The organism is uncultured Muribaculum sp., from assembly GCF_910583865.1.
Lineage (GTDB): Bacteria > Bacteroidota > Bacteroidia > Bacteroidales > Muribaculaceae > Muribaculum.
Genome location: NZ_CAJTYX010000027.1, coordinates 24,517 through 42,717, shown reverse-complemented (window position 1 = coordinate 42,717; position 18,201 = coordinate 24,517). Strand labels below are relative to the sequence as shown.

At 51.6% G+C, this 18,201-nt stretch carries 12 protein-coding genes; 3 read left to right on the top strand and 9 right to left on the bottom strand.

Annotation, left to right across the window (positions count from 1 at the left end):
- Window positions 1-320: 320 nt before the first annotated feature.
- From QZ303_RS07345 to udk, 8 genes are all read right to left on the bottom strand, one after another.
- Complete coding sequence (locus tag QZ303_RS07345; RefSeq protein ID WP_295731212.1) at window positions 321-1,607, bottom strand: hypothetical protein; 1,287 nt, start codon at window positions 1,605-1,607, stop codon at window positions 321-323.
- An 86-nt stretch (window positions 1,608-1,693) separates the two neighbouring features.
- On the bottom strand, window positions 1,694-5,392 hold the full coding sequence (locus tag QZ303_RS07340) for a discoidin domain-containing protein (RefSeq protein WP_295731211.1): 3,699 nt from the start codon (window positions 5,390-5,392) through the stop codon (window positions 1,694-1,696).
- A 38-nt stretch (window positions 5,393-5,430) separates the two neighbouring features.
- The gene (locus tag QZ303_RS07335) at window positions 5,431-7,257 is read right to left on the bottom strand and encodes a SusD/RagB family nutrient-binding outer membrane lipoprotein (protein WP_295731210.1); all 1,827 of its coding nucleotides are present in this window, start codon (window positions 7,255-7,257) and stop codon (window positions 5,431-5,433) included.
- Between the two features lie 39 nt (window positions 7,258-7,296).
- A complete protein-coding gene (locus QZ303_RS07330) occupies window positions 7,297-10,740 on the bottom strand; it encodes a SusC/RagA family TonB-linked outer membrane protein (protein WP_295731209.1) in 3,444 nt (1,147 codons plus the stop codon).
- Between the two features lie 302 nt (window positions 10,741-11,042).
- Complete coding sequence (locus QZ303_RS07325; protein WP_295731208.1) at window positions 11,043-12,044, bottom strand: FecR family protein; 1,002 nt, start codon at window positions 12,042-12,044, stop codon at window positions 11,043-11,045.
- Between the two features lie 65 nt (window positions 12,045-12,109).
- Complete coding sequence (locus QZ303_RS07320) at window positions 12,110-12,673, bottom strand: RNA polymerase sigma-70 factor (protein ID WP_295731207.1); 564 nt, start codon at window positions 12,671-12,673, stop codon at window positions 12,110-12,112.
- The gene (gene lptB / locus QZ303_RS07315; protein WP_295731215.1) at window positions 12,673-13,410 is read right to left on the bottom strand and encodes an LPS export ABC transporter ATP-binding protein; all 738 of its coding nucleotides are present in this window, start codon (window positions 13,408-13,410) and stop codon (window positions 12,673-12,675) included. Before lptB ends, QZ303_RS07320 begins: the two co-directional genes overlap by 1 nt.
- A gap of 155 nt (window positions 13,411-13,565) precedes the next feature.
- Window positions 13,566-14,189 (bottom strand): uridine kinase, encoded by a 624-nt coding sequence (udk, locus tag QZ303_RS07310; protein WP_295731206.1) that lies wholly within the window; start codon window positions 14,187-14,189, stop codon window positions 13,566-13,568.
- A 124-nt stretch (window positions 14,190-14,313) separates the two neighbouring features.
- Here udk and QZ303_RS07305 point away from each other — a divergent pair, with 124 nt between their 5' ends.
- Both QZ303_RS07305 and QZ303_RS07300 read left to right on the top strand, forming a co-directional pair.
- Entirely contained in the window at window positions 14,314-15,063 is a 750-nt protein-coding gene (locus tag QZ303_RS07305; RefSeq protein ID WP_295731205.1) for an ABC transporter permease, read from the top strand.
- On the top strand, window positions 15,060-15,830 hold the full coding sequence (locus QZ303_RS07300) for an ABC transporter ATP-binding protein (RefSeq protein ID WP_295731204.1): 771 nt from the start codon (window positions 15,060-15,062) through the stop codon (window positions 15,828-15,830). Before QZ303_RS07305 ends, QZ303_RS07300 begins: the two co-directional genes overlap by 4 nt.
- An 18-nt stretch (window positions 15,831-15,848) precedes the next feature.
- Here QZ303_RS07300 and QZ303_RS07295 read toward each other — a convergent pair whose 3' ends face one another.
- The gene (locus tag QZ303_RS07295; protein WP_295731203.1) at window positions 15,849-16,976 is read right to left on the bottom strand and encodes a vitamin K epoxide reductase family protein; all 1,128 of its coding nucleotides are present in this window, start codon (window positions 16,974-16,976) and stop codon (window positions 15,849-15,851) included.
- A gap of 216 nt (window positions 16,977-17,192) precedes the next feature.
- Here QZ303_RS07295 and QZ303_RS07290 point away from each other — a divergent pair, with 216 nt between their 5' ends.
- Window positions 17,193-18,194 carry a porin gene (locus QZ303_RS07290; protein ID WP_295731202.1) on the top strand — a complete coding sequence of 334 codons (1,002 nt, stop codon included), beginning with the start codon at window positions 17,193-17,195 and terminating at the stop codon, window positions 18,192-18,194.
- The last annotated feature ends 7 nt before the right edge of the window (window positions 18,195-18,201 follow it).

Below are 18,201 nucleotides of genomic sequence, written 5' to 3'. Positions count from 1 at the left end.
AATCAGGTAAGGGAGGGTATATGCCTTTATTTGTCTTAAATGAAAGAGCCGTGATTTTCCCGGTCCATTGATGGCAAATAACTCGCTAATTTCATTCCAGACTTTTGAGAAATATACTCCCCTCGATACCGACATTAATTATTAAATATAATATAATGCAAATGCGACGAGAGGTAGAAAGAGCCCTACATCTCATCGCATTTTTCAGAAAATAAAAAGGATCAGCAGTTTGAAGAATCTCTGCAGTGTGAATAATCTACAATCTATGAAACCTGGACTATGTCACCCCGCAAACCTTATCAATTATGCACGCTAAATAATCAAGGCACAATCACCTTAACGGCAGAACCGTCAGTGTAACGTATGATGCAGATTCCTTTTAACGGAGTATCAAGGCGAGTACCACGAAGATCGTATATGCCTTCGATGATCTTTTCTCCCGATAACACTACATTCTCAATCGAGGATGTTCCTTTGGACTTCTCATACTCCACGCCGATGTAGCCGAGGAAAAATCCTCGGTTGCCGGTAAGGTCATGGTAGGCAATCTTGACCTTCCCCTCCACGGCTCCGGATTCGGGGACGTAGAAATTATATGCCTCGTTTGTTCCCGTAAGGTCTACCGTCTCGCCATATAAGATCTCATTACCCTCCGCATCAATAACGTAGACTGAAAGCTTACCGGTAGGATTATTTCTACGAGCATCTAGTGAAGCCTCCAGGTTGATATCAGTGATCTTGCCCTCGAACGCACCGGAGACAATGACAAGATTCGTAAATGCGGCATTGTCGGATGCGGTGCCGAATTGCTGCCCCTTTCCTCCAGCATACGAAAAAGTATAATTAGAATGGTATTTGTCCTCCATCCACGTGGGATTAGCGGTCATCCAGTCGGTAATCTGCCAATTTACAGTCTCACCGTTATCTGCCGTAATGGGTTGAGGCTCTTTAAAGTTTGACGGCTTCCACACAAGAGCATCAAGATATTTTTCATACATCACGGTCTCCACTTCGGGTTCTTCCGAAGTTTCTTCGGTCTCGACATTGATATAACCGAGGTAAAACGGACCGGGGGAATAGGTATTGGTCATGTCGTGGTAACGGATTTTCACACGTCCGTTCACCACTCCGCCATCATCGGGAACAGCGAAATTGTAAGCAGCATTGGCATCCGTGAGATTCACAGTCTCGCCATACTGCACGGCATTCCCATCTCCACCGATCACATAGACAGAAAGCTTTCCGGCCTGCCAATATTTGCTCAGCGATGCCTCAAGATTGATGTCGGTGATTTCCCCTTCGAACACGGCCGACTCGATATTGAGTTCAAGAAAGTTGAATTTCTCCGATTCGACCTTGCCGAACTGCTGCCCGCGGCCTCCGGCATAACCGAAACCATAGTAAGACGAAGCATAACCGGGATCCTGATACTTCGAATCGATATTGACATAGTCGGTGATCTTCCACATCACTCCGTTGATGTCAACCTCCTGTTGAAAATTATTTCTTGTAAAATACATCTTGTCGAGATAAATCTCGTAACTGGCGGCTTGTGCAAAACATACACCGGTGGCCGCTACCATAATGGAGAATAAAAATTTCTTCATTTTGAATAAATATTAGATTGGTTAGTGTTTGCTCACCGGGAGAGTGAGCGGAAAGAACGTCTCCCGGTGAACGTTGATTAGTTTAGTTACCTCACAATGAGCTTTTCGGTACGGATACCGGTGGCATCTTTGACACACAAGATGTAGAATCCTGCTGGAACATCAATTCCATAGGTCACCGGACCGTCGGCGGCACGGGCCGTGTCCATCACCACGCCACCAAGCGACACGAGGGTGATATCGGCGTCGCCCGCCACCTCGAAGCGCACGTTATCGCCAGTCGATACGGGATTGGGGCTTACATCGAGGGTGCGCGCCGTGTCGGTGAACACCGTTTCCAGTGACGATGTGCTCTTGGCGGTAAACGCCTCGACCTCGGCAAGCGACGGATAGAAGAGAGCCTTTAGATTGCATACTACGGCAAGATACTTGGCCTTGACCGGATCAGGGAAGATATACTGCAATTCGGACACCTTGCCGATCGATTCGAAGCGCTTCACCTCGTTCCAGTACATGCCGTCGTCGCTCACCCGGATGGAAACATCCTGATTGACGAGTCCCGGTTCGTCGTTATCATCCACTCCTTCGTTGCCGTTGGGTATGTATATCTTTACCTTGGCGAGATTCCAGCTGCCCGAGGCCTCAAACACTGCCCAGGTATCATCCCTGAATGATGCGAAGTTTTCGAGCGAGAGAAGTCCGTCGGTGACACGGTCACCATCGGTAAGAGTCGACACGGTGGTCTCCTTGAAGCTTACGGCAGGCTTATAGTCGGCCTCATATTGGCGAATAACAGCGGGCAGACCATTGAGCACATTCTCGGAGTCATCGGTATCGATGGTCACTGCCACGTTGGCGTCGCGGTAGTCGCCTCCATTGGTGACACGAATATTTAGTGTGGCTTCGCCGATAGATTCTGGAGCCTTGAAGCTGACAATGAATTTGCCTGCGGCGGCATCCTCGGTAATTTCTCCGACAGCGAGCTTGTCGGAAGTAGCCCGGCAGCCGAAGTCGGCGGCACGTTGCTCACCATTGAGGTCGTAGGAAACCTCGATCGTTGCCGTGGCATCGGGGGCCACAGTGAGGGAAGCGGGAGCCTCTATGGCAAGATTGCTCGTAGCGGTACCCAATACTTCGAACTCCCATATGACCATGGTAAGATACTGACGCACGTCGTCATCTGCATTCGGACTGATGCGCACATAGCGCGCCATGCTCGGAGCGATGTAATCTTCCTTGATATTGTCGGACCAGCGGCCTTCCTCATCTACCGGAGTATTCCACTCCTTGCCGTCGGCCGAAATCTCGATAGTATAGTCACCGAAGTTGTCGCCCGTCCGGGCCTTTGTATTAGACTGAGCATCGTGGATACGGAAACCATATATCTTATACATGTTGCCGAGGTCTACGGTTGCCGACATGTTGGTGCCTATGCGATACCACCGTTCCGAGTTGTTGTCGGGCACAGTCTTGCCGTCGATAATCCACGCGGGTGTCATCACGTCGGTAGAGCCACGGTAGGCGCATATAGAGCCGTTGACGGCCACATTGGCCACAGCATCGAAAGCCGACTGCTCCATGACGGTTACGATGGGCTTGCTTACGGCGTTGACCCCGTCAGTCACTTTCACATCGAGAGCACCGGCACTCTTGCAGCGCACCTTGATTTCGGAAGTACCGTCGCCGCTGACCATCTCAAGATTTTCAGGAAGCTGCCATTTGAAGTCGGAGTATCCGTCGAGCGAACGGGCCTTTATGACTATCTCCTCACCCACCTTGGCATAGCTTCTGGATGGCTTCATCACCACCTTTTCGGCGGGAGAAGCCCATGGACAGTTGATCTCGGAGGGAGTTCCTTCCACGCCACCTTTCATCACGGGCACGAGCTTTACGGCCACCGAAGCATCAGTGCCGGTACGAGCGAATGTGGGGATGAAGAATGCCTCGCCGCGCGTCTGACCAACCAGAGAGGTAGACTCGGAAGTGATGGTGTAGATGTCGAAATGGTCGAAATCGGCATTCGGCGTGAAGTCCCACATGAGACGGATGTCACCCTTCTTATAGCCGAGGGAGTTGGTCTGACGGAAATTGGCAACGGTCACTTCCTGCGGCTGATAACCTGCCGGGAAAATGCCGAGATATCCGAGACGGAGCGAATAGGAGGATACGGCAGCTGTGGCCTTGAGGTTTAGGGCAATTATATAGACTGTCTTTCCGGCCACAGGAGCGAGACTGTATTCATCTACGGTCCAACCGTTCTCTTTTTTCGTGCTCGAGCGGGTCAGTGTCACAGGAGTGGCATTGACATCACTATCGGTGAATAGCTTCACCTGCACCGAGTTGGCGCGGCTTGTCTTGTAAACGAGCTTGAAAGTTCCGCCATCTTCTCCCACGGGAATCATGGTCTTGTACATGCGCATGAGATGGTCGCCCTTGGTGAGCTTGCCGGTGAAGAGGAAGCTCGTACCGCAATTCCAGGCCTCGTCCCAATCGGGCACCACCTTGAAGTTGGACGCACGATCCTCGATCCACCATCGCCAGGTGGGCAGGATGCTCTGCATGCCGGAATGGTTCCAGTCCTGTGTGCCGCGTTTCTCCCCGTTGACGAAACGATGCTTGCCGAGGCCTACGCTGAACGACGACTCGAAAGGCAGCGACTGTATTGCAGAGCGCTCGAGCAGGGCGCCGGAAAAACCGCGCCATCCCGACGGAGCCACGTAGCTCGGATCGGCCTTTCGATTGACCCACATAGTCTCCTCATTCTTGAATACGGAGGCCTGTGCCGCATAGGCTTTCTCACCGCACTCGTCGGCCGTGCCGAGCAGATTTCTCACCGGATCCTTCCAAAGCTTCTCTTCAGGACAGAAAAGATCCATCGAGCCGATATGCCCCGTGCGAGGATAATTGGCATCCACGTCGTCGGAAGCTCCGGTAGTGCCCTTGGCCGACATTCCGGTTCCGTAATAGACTTTTTTGAACTGCTTGTTGCCCCAATGCTTTGTATAGTTTGCGTATGACTCAGCCGTGGCGAAACTGTATTCAAGAAATTGCGACACATTGGGATGACAGTCTACTACGACATATTCAGGAAACAAGCCGGCATTATACCATTGGAACTCATGATATCCCAGGCCATCGGCCTCGGCAAGCTTCATATATTCCTGAATCACGGTTGCCCAACTTCCGGAGCCTACACCTTTTGTCTCCTCGTTTATGAACCAACCGTCGAAACCGAAGTACTTTGCTATTTCGTAGAGTTTTTTTGCATAGACCGGCACGCCGTTCTCCTGGCGCACAAGCTCGCGATCCCATTCGTCCTTTCCTCCGAACGCAGCCGGAGCAAGGAAAATCTGACCGAGAATCTTCACTCCGTTCATGTGTGCCGCATCGATAGAATAAGCAGGAGGAGGACATATGAATCCCTCGTTGGAAGCACCGGCCCAGAAAATGGCAAGATCCATATATTGCCAGTATGTGGGCTGATAGCCGGTAAAACTGTTGTCGCCCTGTGACGGGGGCACGCTGCACATGTTGAAGAAATTGGTTGCGTTGCAGAGTTGACCCTCGTAGTACTGGTTCTCGTTGGCCTTCATGAGTTGAGGCTCAACAAAACGCTGCGCATATGGCACTGTGGAGCGGTTGAACTTGGCGTTGAAGTCGGTCTCCGGCGACCAATTGAGAATGTCGCACGGAAAGTAGCAGCCGTTATATGGCTGTTGGGCGTGGGCCTGAGAAAGGCCAATCGCTCCGACAAACGCGGCAAGTAGTAGTCGTTTGATTTTCATGAGTTATAAATTAGTGGAATGTATTGAGTAAAAAGATGTTACCTAAAGTTGCGAGGCTCTGCCCGCTTTCCTGAGTCATTGTTGGTGTCGGCCACGTCCCACCATAATCGGCGCCCTTGAGAATTGGCGGCTTGCAGTTCGCCGTTTTCAGAGAAGAAGAGATTGGAGTTCTCGGATTGGGGATAGAGAATTCTCTTGATGTGCTTGCCTTGCGGCACGTCGCCTCCGCTCATGTTGGAAAGCTGCAGTTCGAGGCGAGGATAATCGGTACGCCGGAACTCCGCCCATCCCTCGTTGCCGTTGGGGAACACCGCCATCCACTTCTGCGTGATGATGGCTTCGAGCGCCCGCTCCTTGTCACCGCCAAAAGATCCGTCGGAGAGGGCGACCAAGCCGTCGATATAGGCAGCCGCGTCAGCGGGATCGATCATATAGTAGTCCATCGACGCCTGCACGCCTGCACGGAAATATCCTTCGGCATCCATAGTGAGGTCGGCACCCCTCCAACCTCGCAGGGCAGCCTCGGCCTTGAGGAAAAGAGACTCGGAATATCCAAGCCAGACGGTGGGGCGCGAACAGTTGAACCAGAACTCGGAGTCGAGACCGCGCTCCGGCTTGGGCTTGGTCTTTGTCACTGAATAGTTCAGTATCGACATGGATATGTCAGGCTCCTGGGTGCCACGGTGGCATCCGACATAGTCCTCGCGGAGCGATTCCTTGGCATCAGCGAGGAGATTGCTCGTCATCTTGGCGCGATACCAGCATTTGATGCAGCGCGGGTCTATCACCTTGTCCGTGGAGCCGTTGCGTCCGCTCTTAATCTGATAGACGGCACCACCGGTGGAGAGATTGCGGTAAAACTGCTCCATATCCCACGACATCACGCTCTCTCCGCCAAAAAGCACCGATGTCATGGCGTGTACATTCTCATTGCCGCCGTCGTTAAGGCCGCCCATATCCACGGGTGCATACTTCGGCACGGTCTGCATGTTGTCATCGTTAGAGGTCATCAGACCGTACTTATTGTCAAGCGCATGCTCCGCCTCTTCTTTCGCGCGTGCCGGATCGACATTGGATATGCGCAGGGCCATACGCAGACGCAAGGTGTTGGCGAAGCGGAGCCACTTGTAGACATCGCCGAAGTAGCATATATCATCACGGTCGATCTTGAACTGGGATGCATCCTCAGGATCAATCTCATCGACCGCCTGCTCGAGCATGCGGAACATAGCGTCGTAGATCTGCTCCTGTGTGTCGTAGGCCACGTTATTGGTCTGGGGGATACGTGTGCGCGCATACTCGCGGAAAGGCATGTCGCCATAGGTGTCGGTATGGGCCAGCATGCAGAAAGCATAATAGATGCGCGTGATATAGAACATGTTCTTATATCTTTCGGGCGACGGATTGAACTTATAGGCACGGAGCATGGTGCGGTACTCAACCGAGCGCCCCTCGTAGAAGTCGCTCCAACGGTAGGCCGACCAACCGTCGGTATATAGGTAGTCAGGGGACTGCTTGGAATGTTTGGGCTGATTGTTGGCCACATAGCCGGCATAGATGTCATGGGTAAGGTTGGTGCTACGCTGATGCTGCGAATAGTAGCCCTGGTAAAGGAATTCGCGAAATATGGACGCCACACCGGAAAGATCGGACAGACATCTGGCGGAATCCTCCTTGGATACCATATAGTCGATGTTGATGTCGGCGTACTTTGTCTTGTCCTCCACGTCGGTCACTCCGTTCTCGGTGCGGTCGTCCTCGATGGCATACGTGTCGCGTGAGAATTCGTCGAAATCATAGCATCCAGCTATGGGAACAACGGCCATCACTGCAATGCATTGGAGGAATATATTTTTGTATTTCATCGTTGGTGTCATTAATGGTCAAGCTTGTATTGCGTGGGATCAGAACTCAATATTGAAAGTAAAGCCATAGGTGCGGGCGTAGGGTACGGCAAGAAAATCGAGCGCCTGCGAGAACATCGAGGTGTCGTAGCCACCCTCGGGGTTGCCGGGCGTATGCTTCATAAGGAAGCAGAGGTTGCGTGCTACCAGCGACGCACGCAAATTGGTAAAAGGTGTCTTGTCAAGCCATTTCTTCGGTAGCGAGTAACCTATGCTAAGCTCCTTCAGCTTTATGTAAGAGGCATCATAGACAAACTCTTCGGCATAGCCTTTCTCATTGAGATACAGCCCGACAGTCGAGTAGTAGGACTGCGCGGAAACGGGGATGTCGTTGGCCGAGCCGTCCTCTTTCACACCGGAAACCACCATGTAGTAATCCTTTATGCCGTTGACCTCCTTGAATTCACCACGGTAGGCGGTGCGCTGCGACGTGCCTACGGCAGTGGCCATACCCTCGGAAACGCAGACAATGTCGCCGCCGAACTTCATGTCGAACATTGCCGACAGACTGAGGTTGCCTAGACGGAACGAGGGAGTGACAGACATGAGCAAATCTGGCTGAATGTTGCCGATGGGGTGGTCGAGCTTCCACTTTTCAAGATTCCCGTTGCCGTTCGCGGCCTGTGGGAGTCCGTCGGCATCTACCACCACGCGTCCATGCGTATCGCGCTTCATGAGCTTGTTGGCATAAATGTCACCGAGCTTGCCGCCTACGACAGCGCCCACCTTTACCGGCATATTGCCGTCACCGGCGAAGTATATATGATCCACACCGTCGGCGAGGGATTTCACACGCGATTCATTGCGGGCGATGTTGACAGTAAGATCAAATGTGAAGTCGCGTGTCTGTACGGGGGTGCCGTAGAGCATCAACTCAACGCCACGGTTAGTGATGCATCCTGCATTGACCCACATATGACTCCAGGGAGATGAAGTATCGACCAGCATCGACTGGTTCTTGGTAGAACTATAGTAGTATGTGAAGTCGATACCGAGACGGTTGTCGAAGAACTTGGCATCGAGTCCCACCTCATAGGAGGTCTTGATTTCAGGCTTCAGATCTGAGTTCATCTTGATGGTCTGTACGACAGGTACACGATGTCCTGCCTGAAATTCGTACTGCTTCGTGTTGTAGAGATTGTAGGGATCGGGATCCTTGCCTACACGTGCGGCAGATGCCCTGACCTTAGCAAAAGTAATCCATGAGGGTAGCGACGCATTTATCTGGCGCATGAAGTCAGTGACAACAAACCCGAGCGAGGCCGAAGGGTAAAAGAACGAGCAATGGCGCGTGGGAAGAGTGGTGGACCAGTCGTTACGCGCGGTAAGGTCGAGCGAAAGGAATTCGCGGAATGCCAACTGCGCCGAGGCATATACGGAGTACATGGCACGTCGGTGTCCTGTGTTAGTGCCGCTCACGAGGTTTGCTCCGGTGTTGAATATCCAGGTATCTTTCCGTAACATGTCCTGGACAGAAGCAGAAAAGGATTCATACTTCTTACCTCCGAGCGTGAAGCCGAGACGCCACTTCTCGTTGAAACGGTGGTCACCTATGAAAGCCAAGGAGATGTTCTGCTCGAAATGATTTAGTTCGGCACGCTTCATTTCGTCGTCGGTGAGCTTGGCCGACCAACCCGTCTCATCGGTGGATATGGCCTGGTCGCCCAGCCCGAGGTTGGTCTCCTCGATTCGGGTGCGATAGTAGTCGAATGCATACTTCGCGTCGAGATGAAGCCAATCCGAGAATGTGAGATTTATTCCATAGAATCCGAAAGCACGCCAACGCTCATCACTGTTCTTATAGCGATTGCGTATATAATAAGGGTTGGAATAATGCTGATCCGGCCCAAACCAGTTGTTGTGGAGACGCTGCTCGGTTGTGAACCGGCTAAGATCGGCGAGGCGCACGTTACCGGGAATGAGGAGGAGCTGCCCCACCTCCCCCATTATGCCGTTGTATGGCCGATTCTCGGCCTTGGTGTTGGACACGGAGATCTTGCCCTCGGAGCGAAGCCATTTACTGAAAGTATGCCCTGCGGAGAAATCGATGTTGAGTTTGGACAACGATTCGTCTTTGAACATGCCCCTGTTGTCGTTGTACCCTACCGAAAGACGGTAGTTGGAACTTTCATTGGCACTGCTGAGCGCAACGGTGTGAAACTGCGAGAAACCCTTACGGAAATACTCGTCAAGTTTGTTGCCTGAATAAGAATACGGAGTGAGGGTGCCATTCCATGAGGGTAGCATCCTGCCATCGTAGGCAGGGCCGAAAGCAAGTTCGCCGGTGATGGAGACATTATTTCCCTCCTCATCAGGTATCCACAAAAGTTTGCCTCGGCTGCCCTGCCCGTAGATTTCCTGAAAACCGATGCTTTCGGCGACTCGGCTCCAAGTAAAAGACGAACTGTAGGATACACCTATGCCTTTCCCCTTGCTACCTCTTTTTGTGGTGACAAGGATCACGCCGTTGCCGGCACGCGCACCGTAGAGGGCCGCAGCGTTAGGGCCTTTGAGCACGGATATGCTCTCGATGTCCTCGGGATTGATGTCGAACGAAGTGCCTCCGCGGTCATACCCACCAAACGCCGAGGCCTCAGACGTCTGGTTGTCGGTAAAAGGGACTCCATCGACAATCCATAGCGGTTGGTTGTTGTCGGTAAGCGAAGAATTACCACGAATAGTAATCTTGGTGGATCCTCCCAGACCTGTAGACGCGGTGTTCATCTGCATGCCGGCCACTTTACCGTCGAGAGCACCAATCACCGACGAATCACCGGTAGGATTTAGGGCATCGCCTTTTACTTCCTGCACGGAATAACCGAGCATCTTCTTCTCGCGCTTTATTCCAAATGCCGTCACCACCACCTCTTCAAGGAGTTCGCTCGCAGGCTTCATGACTACATCAAGCTCATCATTATTTCCGGATGAAGCCTCAATAGGCGTATATCCCACATACGCAATAGAAATCACTGGTGCAGCCACGGAGGTAGTGATTGAATAGTTTCCGTCCATATCGGTCACGGCCACATCATTGGTACCCTTTATTCTCACGGTGGCACCTATAAGAGGTTCACCCTGTTCGTCAATCACCTGCCCTGTGATTTTGCGTATTTCAGTTTCTTTAGCGGCATCCTGCTTCTTTGGAGAAAGATATATGAAATTGTCTCTGACCACATATTTCACATTGCTTCCGGTGAATATCGCTTCCAAAACCCGATCTATGGGTGCATCGTTCAATGATATCGCCCTGACCTGTTCTTTAGCGAGATTGTCGTTGTAAAAAAACTTGTATTTTGACTGACTTTTGATTCGATCGACCACCTCGCGAACGGTAGTCTTAGAAGTCGTTGTCATGGAAATCTGTGCCTGAGCCACAAAAGCGGCGCCACAGAATAACCCCAATGTGATCAGGCGCAAGCCCGTTGAGCTGACTGGATCATACATAGCAGATAAATATGTGAATAGAACTAAATTTTTAAGGTCAAGAATAATATATCCATCTTTGGCAAAATAGTGTCAAAGTGGCGTTGTCAGTAAATTTACCCCTATACGGAAGACATCACCTAAGCCGTCGATAAAAAAAATTTCACAAAACGGTTTTATAAGCTTAGAAATAAAAAATGCGGATGGTTCGCATAAATGCAATACCATCCGTAAAATCATGAGAGGGTGTCCGATAACAACGCTCTATGACAGGTTACTTCTAAAGTATGAAATTTGGATTATGTGTGGAATACGTCCACCAATCAGCTCGGATCAAGATAGACAATATCACCTTCGACACGGAAATCCACCGGAACAGATTCTGCGATAAACTCCAGAGCCTCTTCAATACTATCGAATCGTTTTGTCTCTCCTGAGTAAGTGGATACTGTATCCACCTTGTCGGATACAACCACTTTTACTCCATAGAGATATTCCAACGATTCCACAATCTCCAGGATATTAGCATTATTAAATGGTATCACATTGTCGTGCCATACCGCATCGAGCGATGTGTTGACATCCGTGATATCAAATTTCCCACTCTTAGCATCCAACACAGCTTTCTGTCCCGGACAGAGCAACACCGTGGCCTCACTTACCGGGGAGCTGACTCTCACACTACCGTCTATGAGACTAACCCAATTGACGAGAGAAGCCCCCATACGAGCGCAGAACCTCGTGCCAAGCACTCTGATGTCCATTTCGGGAGAAGAGACAACGAAAGGGACAGCGGCATCATGTGTCACCTCGAAATATCCCTCCCCGTCAAGATTCACTTTTCGATAGCCGCTCCCGGCAGTGAATTCTTCCGGATATGAAAGAGTAGAGTGTGAATTCAGCCATACCTTGGATCCGTCGGGGAGAGTCACCTCGCGGGGAGTATCCACGGCAGCTACAGTTATGGATGGTATCTCGGACCGACGGTTTAAATATGCCACTATCCCAACCGCCATTGTGACCAATACTGCAACAGCGGCAGCATATGGGATAAAACGGCGCATCTTCCATGAGAATTCGGAGGTATCGACATGCATGGACTCGGCAGCAGATTGTTTATCAGACGATTCACGCTCTATCCTGTCTTTTAGACGAAGCCACGAGGCGCCAATGTCGCTTCTCCCTGCCAACGACATACCGGAAGCGATGCCATGGGCGCGTTCAAGCTCGAAAAAACGGCGGGCATCTTCGGGCGACTCCCGTAAGCGTCGGTCGAGGTCGATTATCTCGTTCTCGTCACATTCATTATTAATGAACTTGATCATGAGGTTTTCTAAATTCTCATCCATTGTCTTTTCACATAAATAAACCCTTACGCCGGCAAAAGCACCTAAATTAAGTTACAGAAAATTAAAAACAAGTAGATATGCCTGAGCTTGTCGCGCAACAGACGCAAAGCACGGTTGATATGTGCATCGACCGTCCGCACGGATATATTCATAACGGCGGCTATGTCGGCATGCTTCATGCCATAGATATATTTCAGTTGGAACACCCTGCCACATTTGTCCGACAGGCTGGCTATGGCATCATTTATGATTCTCGACAGTTCCGACCGTTCGATTTCAAAAGAGGAATCATCGTCTGACGCAAGAAACTCAAGACGCATCTCGTTGATATCGGATATGGCCTCGAACAGTTCATCGGATATCTTGCGATGTCGGAGTACCTTCAAGGAACGATTTGTAACGGAACGAAAAAGGTATGTTGTCACTCCGCTATCAAAATCCATGTTCTCACGATTGTCCCACACCGCCACGAATACATCCTCCACCACATCCTCGGCCAAGGGATAGCTACCCAATAGGCAATAGGCATGAAAACGCAGCCTCTTGTATTGCGAGAGGAAAAGTTCCTTGAATCTATCTTCTATACCGGCCGGTGTGGATGGCATCAGTCAAAGCGCTTGCGGTTGAATACGAAGTTGCGGCCGAGGTATTTCTCGCGCACGGTGGGATTGCCGGCAAGTTCCTCGGAAGTGCCCTGGAAGAGTATCTTGCCCTCGAAAAGGAGATAGGCGCGGTCGGTGATGCGGAGGGTCTCCTGAGCGTTGTGGTCGGTGATGAGTATGCCTATATTTTTCTCCTTAAGCTTGTAGACAACTTCCTGGATATCCTCCACGGCAATAGGGTCGACACCTGCGAACGGTTCGTCAAGCATGATGAACTTAGGATTGATGGCAAGGCAGCGCGCGATCTCGGTGCGGCGGCGCTCACCGCCGGAAAGCTGATCGCCGAGATTTTTTCGCACCTTTTGCAGGCGGAACTCGGAGATAAGGCTTTCGAGCTTGTCGCGCTGGTATTCACGCGAGGTGTCGGTCATCTCAAGCACGGCACGTATGTTGTTCTCAACCGAAAGCTTGCGGAATACCGACGGCTCCTGCGCAAGATACCCGATGCCGTTCTGTGCGCGTTTGTAAACCGGATATGTTGTGATATTCAAGTCGTTGAGGAATATCTGCCCTTCATTTGGAGTGATAAGCCCTACCGTCATATAGAACGTGGTGGTCTTTCCGGCGCCGTTAGGGCCGAGGAGGCCCACGATTTCACCCTGGGTCACGTTGATCGACACATGGTTGACCACCGTGCGCTGGCGGTATTTCTTAACGAGATTTTCCGTGCGGAGCACCATCTTTCCCTCGTACAGAGGTCCCTGATCCGGGTCGGCCACCTCTGCCGTGTCGGGAGCGACACCACCGGCAAGATCGATTGCAGCGTTTTCAGCGGTTTCCGTATTCACTATAGTGGCTTCGACATCCTCTGTCGGACGTGCGGTTAGTCTGTCGGTCATTTCTTATTGCTTTGATGTAGGCGACTCTCAATATAATCAGTAAGGAGCTGTACGGCTACCCTGTTGGCCGCACCCTGCGGAACGAGCAGGTCGGCATTGCGCTTCGAAGGCTCTATGTAGAGTTGGTGCATCGGCTTGAGTATGGCCTCATAACGGTCAATCACCATCTGCGGGGTGCGTCCGCGCTCGATACAGTCGCGTGAAATCACACGGATGAGACGGTCGTCGGCATCAGCGTCGACAAACACCTTAACGTCCATGAGCTTGCACAGTTCCGGTTGGGTAAGAATCAGAATACCCTCTATGATGACCACATCGCGAGGCTCTATCGTCACCGTTTCCGGTTGGCGCGTGCAGGTCAGATAACTGTAAGTCGGCATCTGTATGGCATGCCCCGACTTAAGTTCACGCAGATGCCGCTCAAGCAGTTCCCACTCGATGGCGGCAGGCTCGTCGAAATTGATGTCACACCGCAGCTCGGGAGGTATGTGACTCGAGTCGCGATAGTACGAATCCTGTGGAAGCACCGCTACCTCTCCCTGCGGCAGAGAGTTTATTATCTTGTTAACCACGGTGGTCTTTCCCGAACCGGTGCCACCTGCTATGCCTATTACCAACATTGTGATATATCTACAGAGGGCATTCCGCCCAGTTTATGCGACACAAAGTAAACAAAAAAAAAGCGATGAGCCAAAGAAATTGCGTAACTTTGACCGTTGATATTTAGAGCATGTTTAAAATCATATGATAATCGAATCGTCATTGGCCCGCTTCGGGCAATATTGCATATTCATGGGGAGGGTGTTCGCCGTTCCCCAGAAATGGAGGGTATTCGGACGCAAGTTCGTGCAGGAAATCGGCAAGCTCGGACTTGACTCCATACCTCTTACCATAATAATAAGCATCTTCATCGGAGCGGTAATCTGCATACAGATGCAGCTCAACATGACAAGCCCCATAATGCCGGCCTACTCCACAGGGCTTGCCACACGCGACATCCTGCTGCTCGAATTCAGCTCTGCCGTGCTATGCCTTATCCTGTCGGGAAAGGTCGGCTCAAACATCGCATCGGAGATCGGAACGATGCGAGTCACCGAGCAGATTGACGCACTCGAGATCATGGGTATAAATTCAGCGAGTTTCCTTGTCTTGCCCAAGATTCTTGCATTCATGGTGTTCATACCGGTGCTGGTAGTCTTTTCGATAGCTACCGGCCTTCTGGGAGGATGGATCATAGCAGCCTTCACCGACCTTATTTCGATTTCACGCTACATCTACGGCATACAGACGATGTTTATCGAATGGTACGTATGGTACACTATAATAAAAGCCATCGTATTCTCCGTGATCATCACCTCGGTGGCGTCGTTCTGCGGCTACTATGTGAAGGGAGGAGCGCTCGAGGTCGGGAAAGCGTCGACCAACGCCGTAGTGTCGAGTTCCATACTTATATTACTTTTTGACGTAATACTCACAAAACTCCTGATGCAATGATAGAGGTAAAGGATATCGAGAAATCGTTCGACGGCGTGAAGGTGCTGAAAGGCGTGAGCGCCACATTCGAAACAGGGAAAATCAACCTCATCATAGGGCAGAGCGGCTCCGGCAAGACAGTGCTCATGAAGTCGCTTGTGGGTTTGGTGCGTCCTGAGAAAGGAGAGATACTCTACGACGGTCGCGACCTCATGACCATGGATCGAGAACGTCTGCGCCATCTTCGCACCGAGATAGGGATGCTATTCCAGGGATCCGCGCTTTTCGACTCCGAGACGGTGCTTGGCAACGTGGAGTTCCCGCTCATGATGTACACCCGCATGACGCCTGCCGAACGTCGGAAACGCGCACAATTCTGCCTCGAACGAGTAGGATTGAAAGGTGCTGACGAAAAGTTCCCGAGCGAAATATCCGGAGGTATGCAGAAACGAGTGGCCATCGCCAGAGCCATCGCCCTCAACCCAAAATATCTGTTCTGCGACGAGCCTAACTCCGGCCTTGACCCAAAGACCTCGATACTTATCGACGAACTGCTCTACGACATCACCCACGAGTATGGCATGACCACAGTAATAAACACCCACGACATGAACTCGGTGCTCGGCATAGGCGAAAACATCATCTTCATTAACAAGGGCTATCGCGAATGGGTCGGCAACAAGGAGCTGATCTACACTACCGCCAACGAGGCGCTCACCGACTTCGTTTTTGCCAACGACCTATTCCAGAAAGTGCGCGCTTACGTGCTCGAACATGCCCACAAATAACCATCTCGCTCATGTCCGTCACGAAAGAGTGACATGTATGCCAGACGTGTCGGCTGCCTTTCGCGCTGATTTGTTATCCGAAGCCGTGTTTCCCGCCTTATTGGATTCCACGGCTGAAGCCGCGTCAGCATCCGACATCTCCGCCCCGAAAAGGCGCGGAACAATACGATTGATCACAAGTAGCGTCACAAGATAGCATGCCAGCAATATCACCAGATCGAAACGCAATGGAAAAACACCGTGAAACCGGCCACCGACGAGATATACAAGAAACTCAAGCCAGAACAACGTCTGCACGCACAGGCACAATGTGCACCAGGCCTTAATCTTGAACTTCTGGTAGCACACACTCCATATCGTATAAGGGAGACAGCATACGCTCGCCACTGCCAGATACGGCACGCAGGCGGGATACAGCAATATCGCCATGAAGCTTACCGAGAAATATGTCATGCCTATCTGACACCACGGGAAAAGCCCTATGAACACCGAAGCGTCGTGGCTCAGTACAGTCGAACATCCATGGCTTTGGATCACGCCGCACACACTGTCGGCAGCACGGCTCTCGACATGCGCATCCTTAAGTATCAGCAGGTAGCAGACATATATGCCGACAGCATTCAGCACAAGCGCCACCGGTACCGACCACGTGCTGAACACATCATTGACCACAGCGAACGATACGACAAGAAACGCCAGGCAAGCCACTAACACCCACGTCTCCACCCGTCGCGACATCTCCTTGAACCGGTGAGACTTGAATCCCGTCTCTCCACTGTGGGCATCCGGAGCGGCTGTAAGCGCTCTCCCGTCCCATCCGGCGACAAAATCCGACAATAGAATACTCCCCTTTCGCCGGTTCGGACCGATGAACTCCACCCTCTCGGACGTGACCCCGGTGACAATCCGGCAACCGACATCGGAACATGACGCCACGAACGGCACCGACAACGCGGCCAATGCTCCTGCGGAAGGCTCTCCATCCTTGATTTCCGGATTGGCACGATATTCGCGTAGCAGATCGTACATTGCCGTCATGGCCATACGGCGCGGATAAGCGCGATAACGTCGGCTGCTGTAGGCATCCGTGTGCGGTATGCCGAGTACTTTAAGATATTCTGTGAAAAGCGATGCGGAATTTGCCATATTATATACATTAAGCTTCAATGATAAATGAATAACAGCCGATGACATAAATGTGTTGCAATCGCAGGGACACGAATCAATAAAGCACTCGAAGAGACTGGAGGCATTTTTAACCGTGCCGCTTTGACATACGATGGAATTGCCGTACCTTTGCAGACAAGATAAACCAGTCACTCATCCATAATGAACGGAGCAGTTGCAAAAATACTGTCTATCATGTCGGTAACCGCCATATGCGCCACAAACGCGCATGGCGTCGACACGTACAATGCCGATAAACAATTCGATTATATACCTAAAGTACACGGCACCATCCGCACACGCTACGAGATGGTAACCGAAGATATCATGTCACGATTCCAGGTACGCACCGCCCGCGTGGCCCTGAGCGGCAACGCAGCGCCGTTTATCGACTACTACATGCAGACCGATTTCGACGACCGGGGAGAGTACAAGTTCCTCGATGCATGGGGTCGCGTGGCCATATCCGACGGCATAAAGGTGTCACTCGGACAGATGCGCATACCATTCAGCGTGGATGCCACCCGTGCGCCGCATCAGTATTACTTCGCCAACCGATCCACCGTCAGCAAGCTCGTGGGACAACAGCGCGGTGTCGGCGGCAAGATAGCCGTCGCCATCCCGGGCACAGGACTTACTGCCGAGGCCGGAGTGTTCAACACCCACTCCATCACCAAGCAGAAAACGTGGGAACGAACAATGGATGCCTCCTGCAAAGCACGCTATACATTAGGCAACATGTTTGTCGAAGGTGGATTTGAATCTGTCGTGCCCGACTCCGTGCGCATCAACCAGATAGATGCAGCCCTGCATTGGGGCGCCGGACGTTGGATGATCGAAGGAGAATACCTCTACAAACATTACACACGCGACCGTTTCAAGCCGACACACGCATGGAACGTTATGGCCGACTACAGCATGCCGATACGCACCAACACCTTCAACTACGTTTCATTCCAGGCACGCTACGACGGCGTTACCGACAACAGTCAGGGTACGCGAAACGCCGACGGATTCCTCTATATCACGCAGCCGCGCCACCAGCGCGCCACCATAGGCACCACCTTCAGCTACGTGCACCCCAAGCTGCGTGCCGACCTGCGCATCGACTACGAAAACTATTTCTACCCATCGGAAACCATCGTCGACACCGACGACAAGAGCAAGATAGTGGTCGAGCTGGTAATACGATTCTGAAAATTAA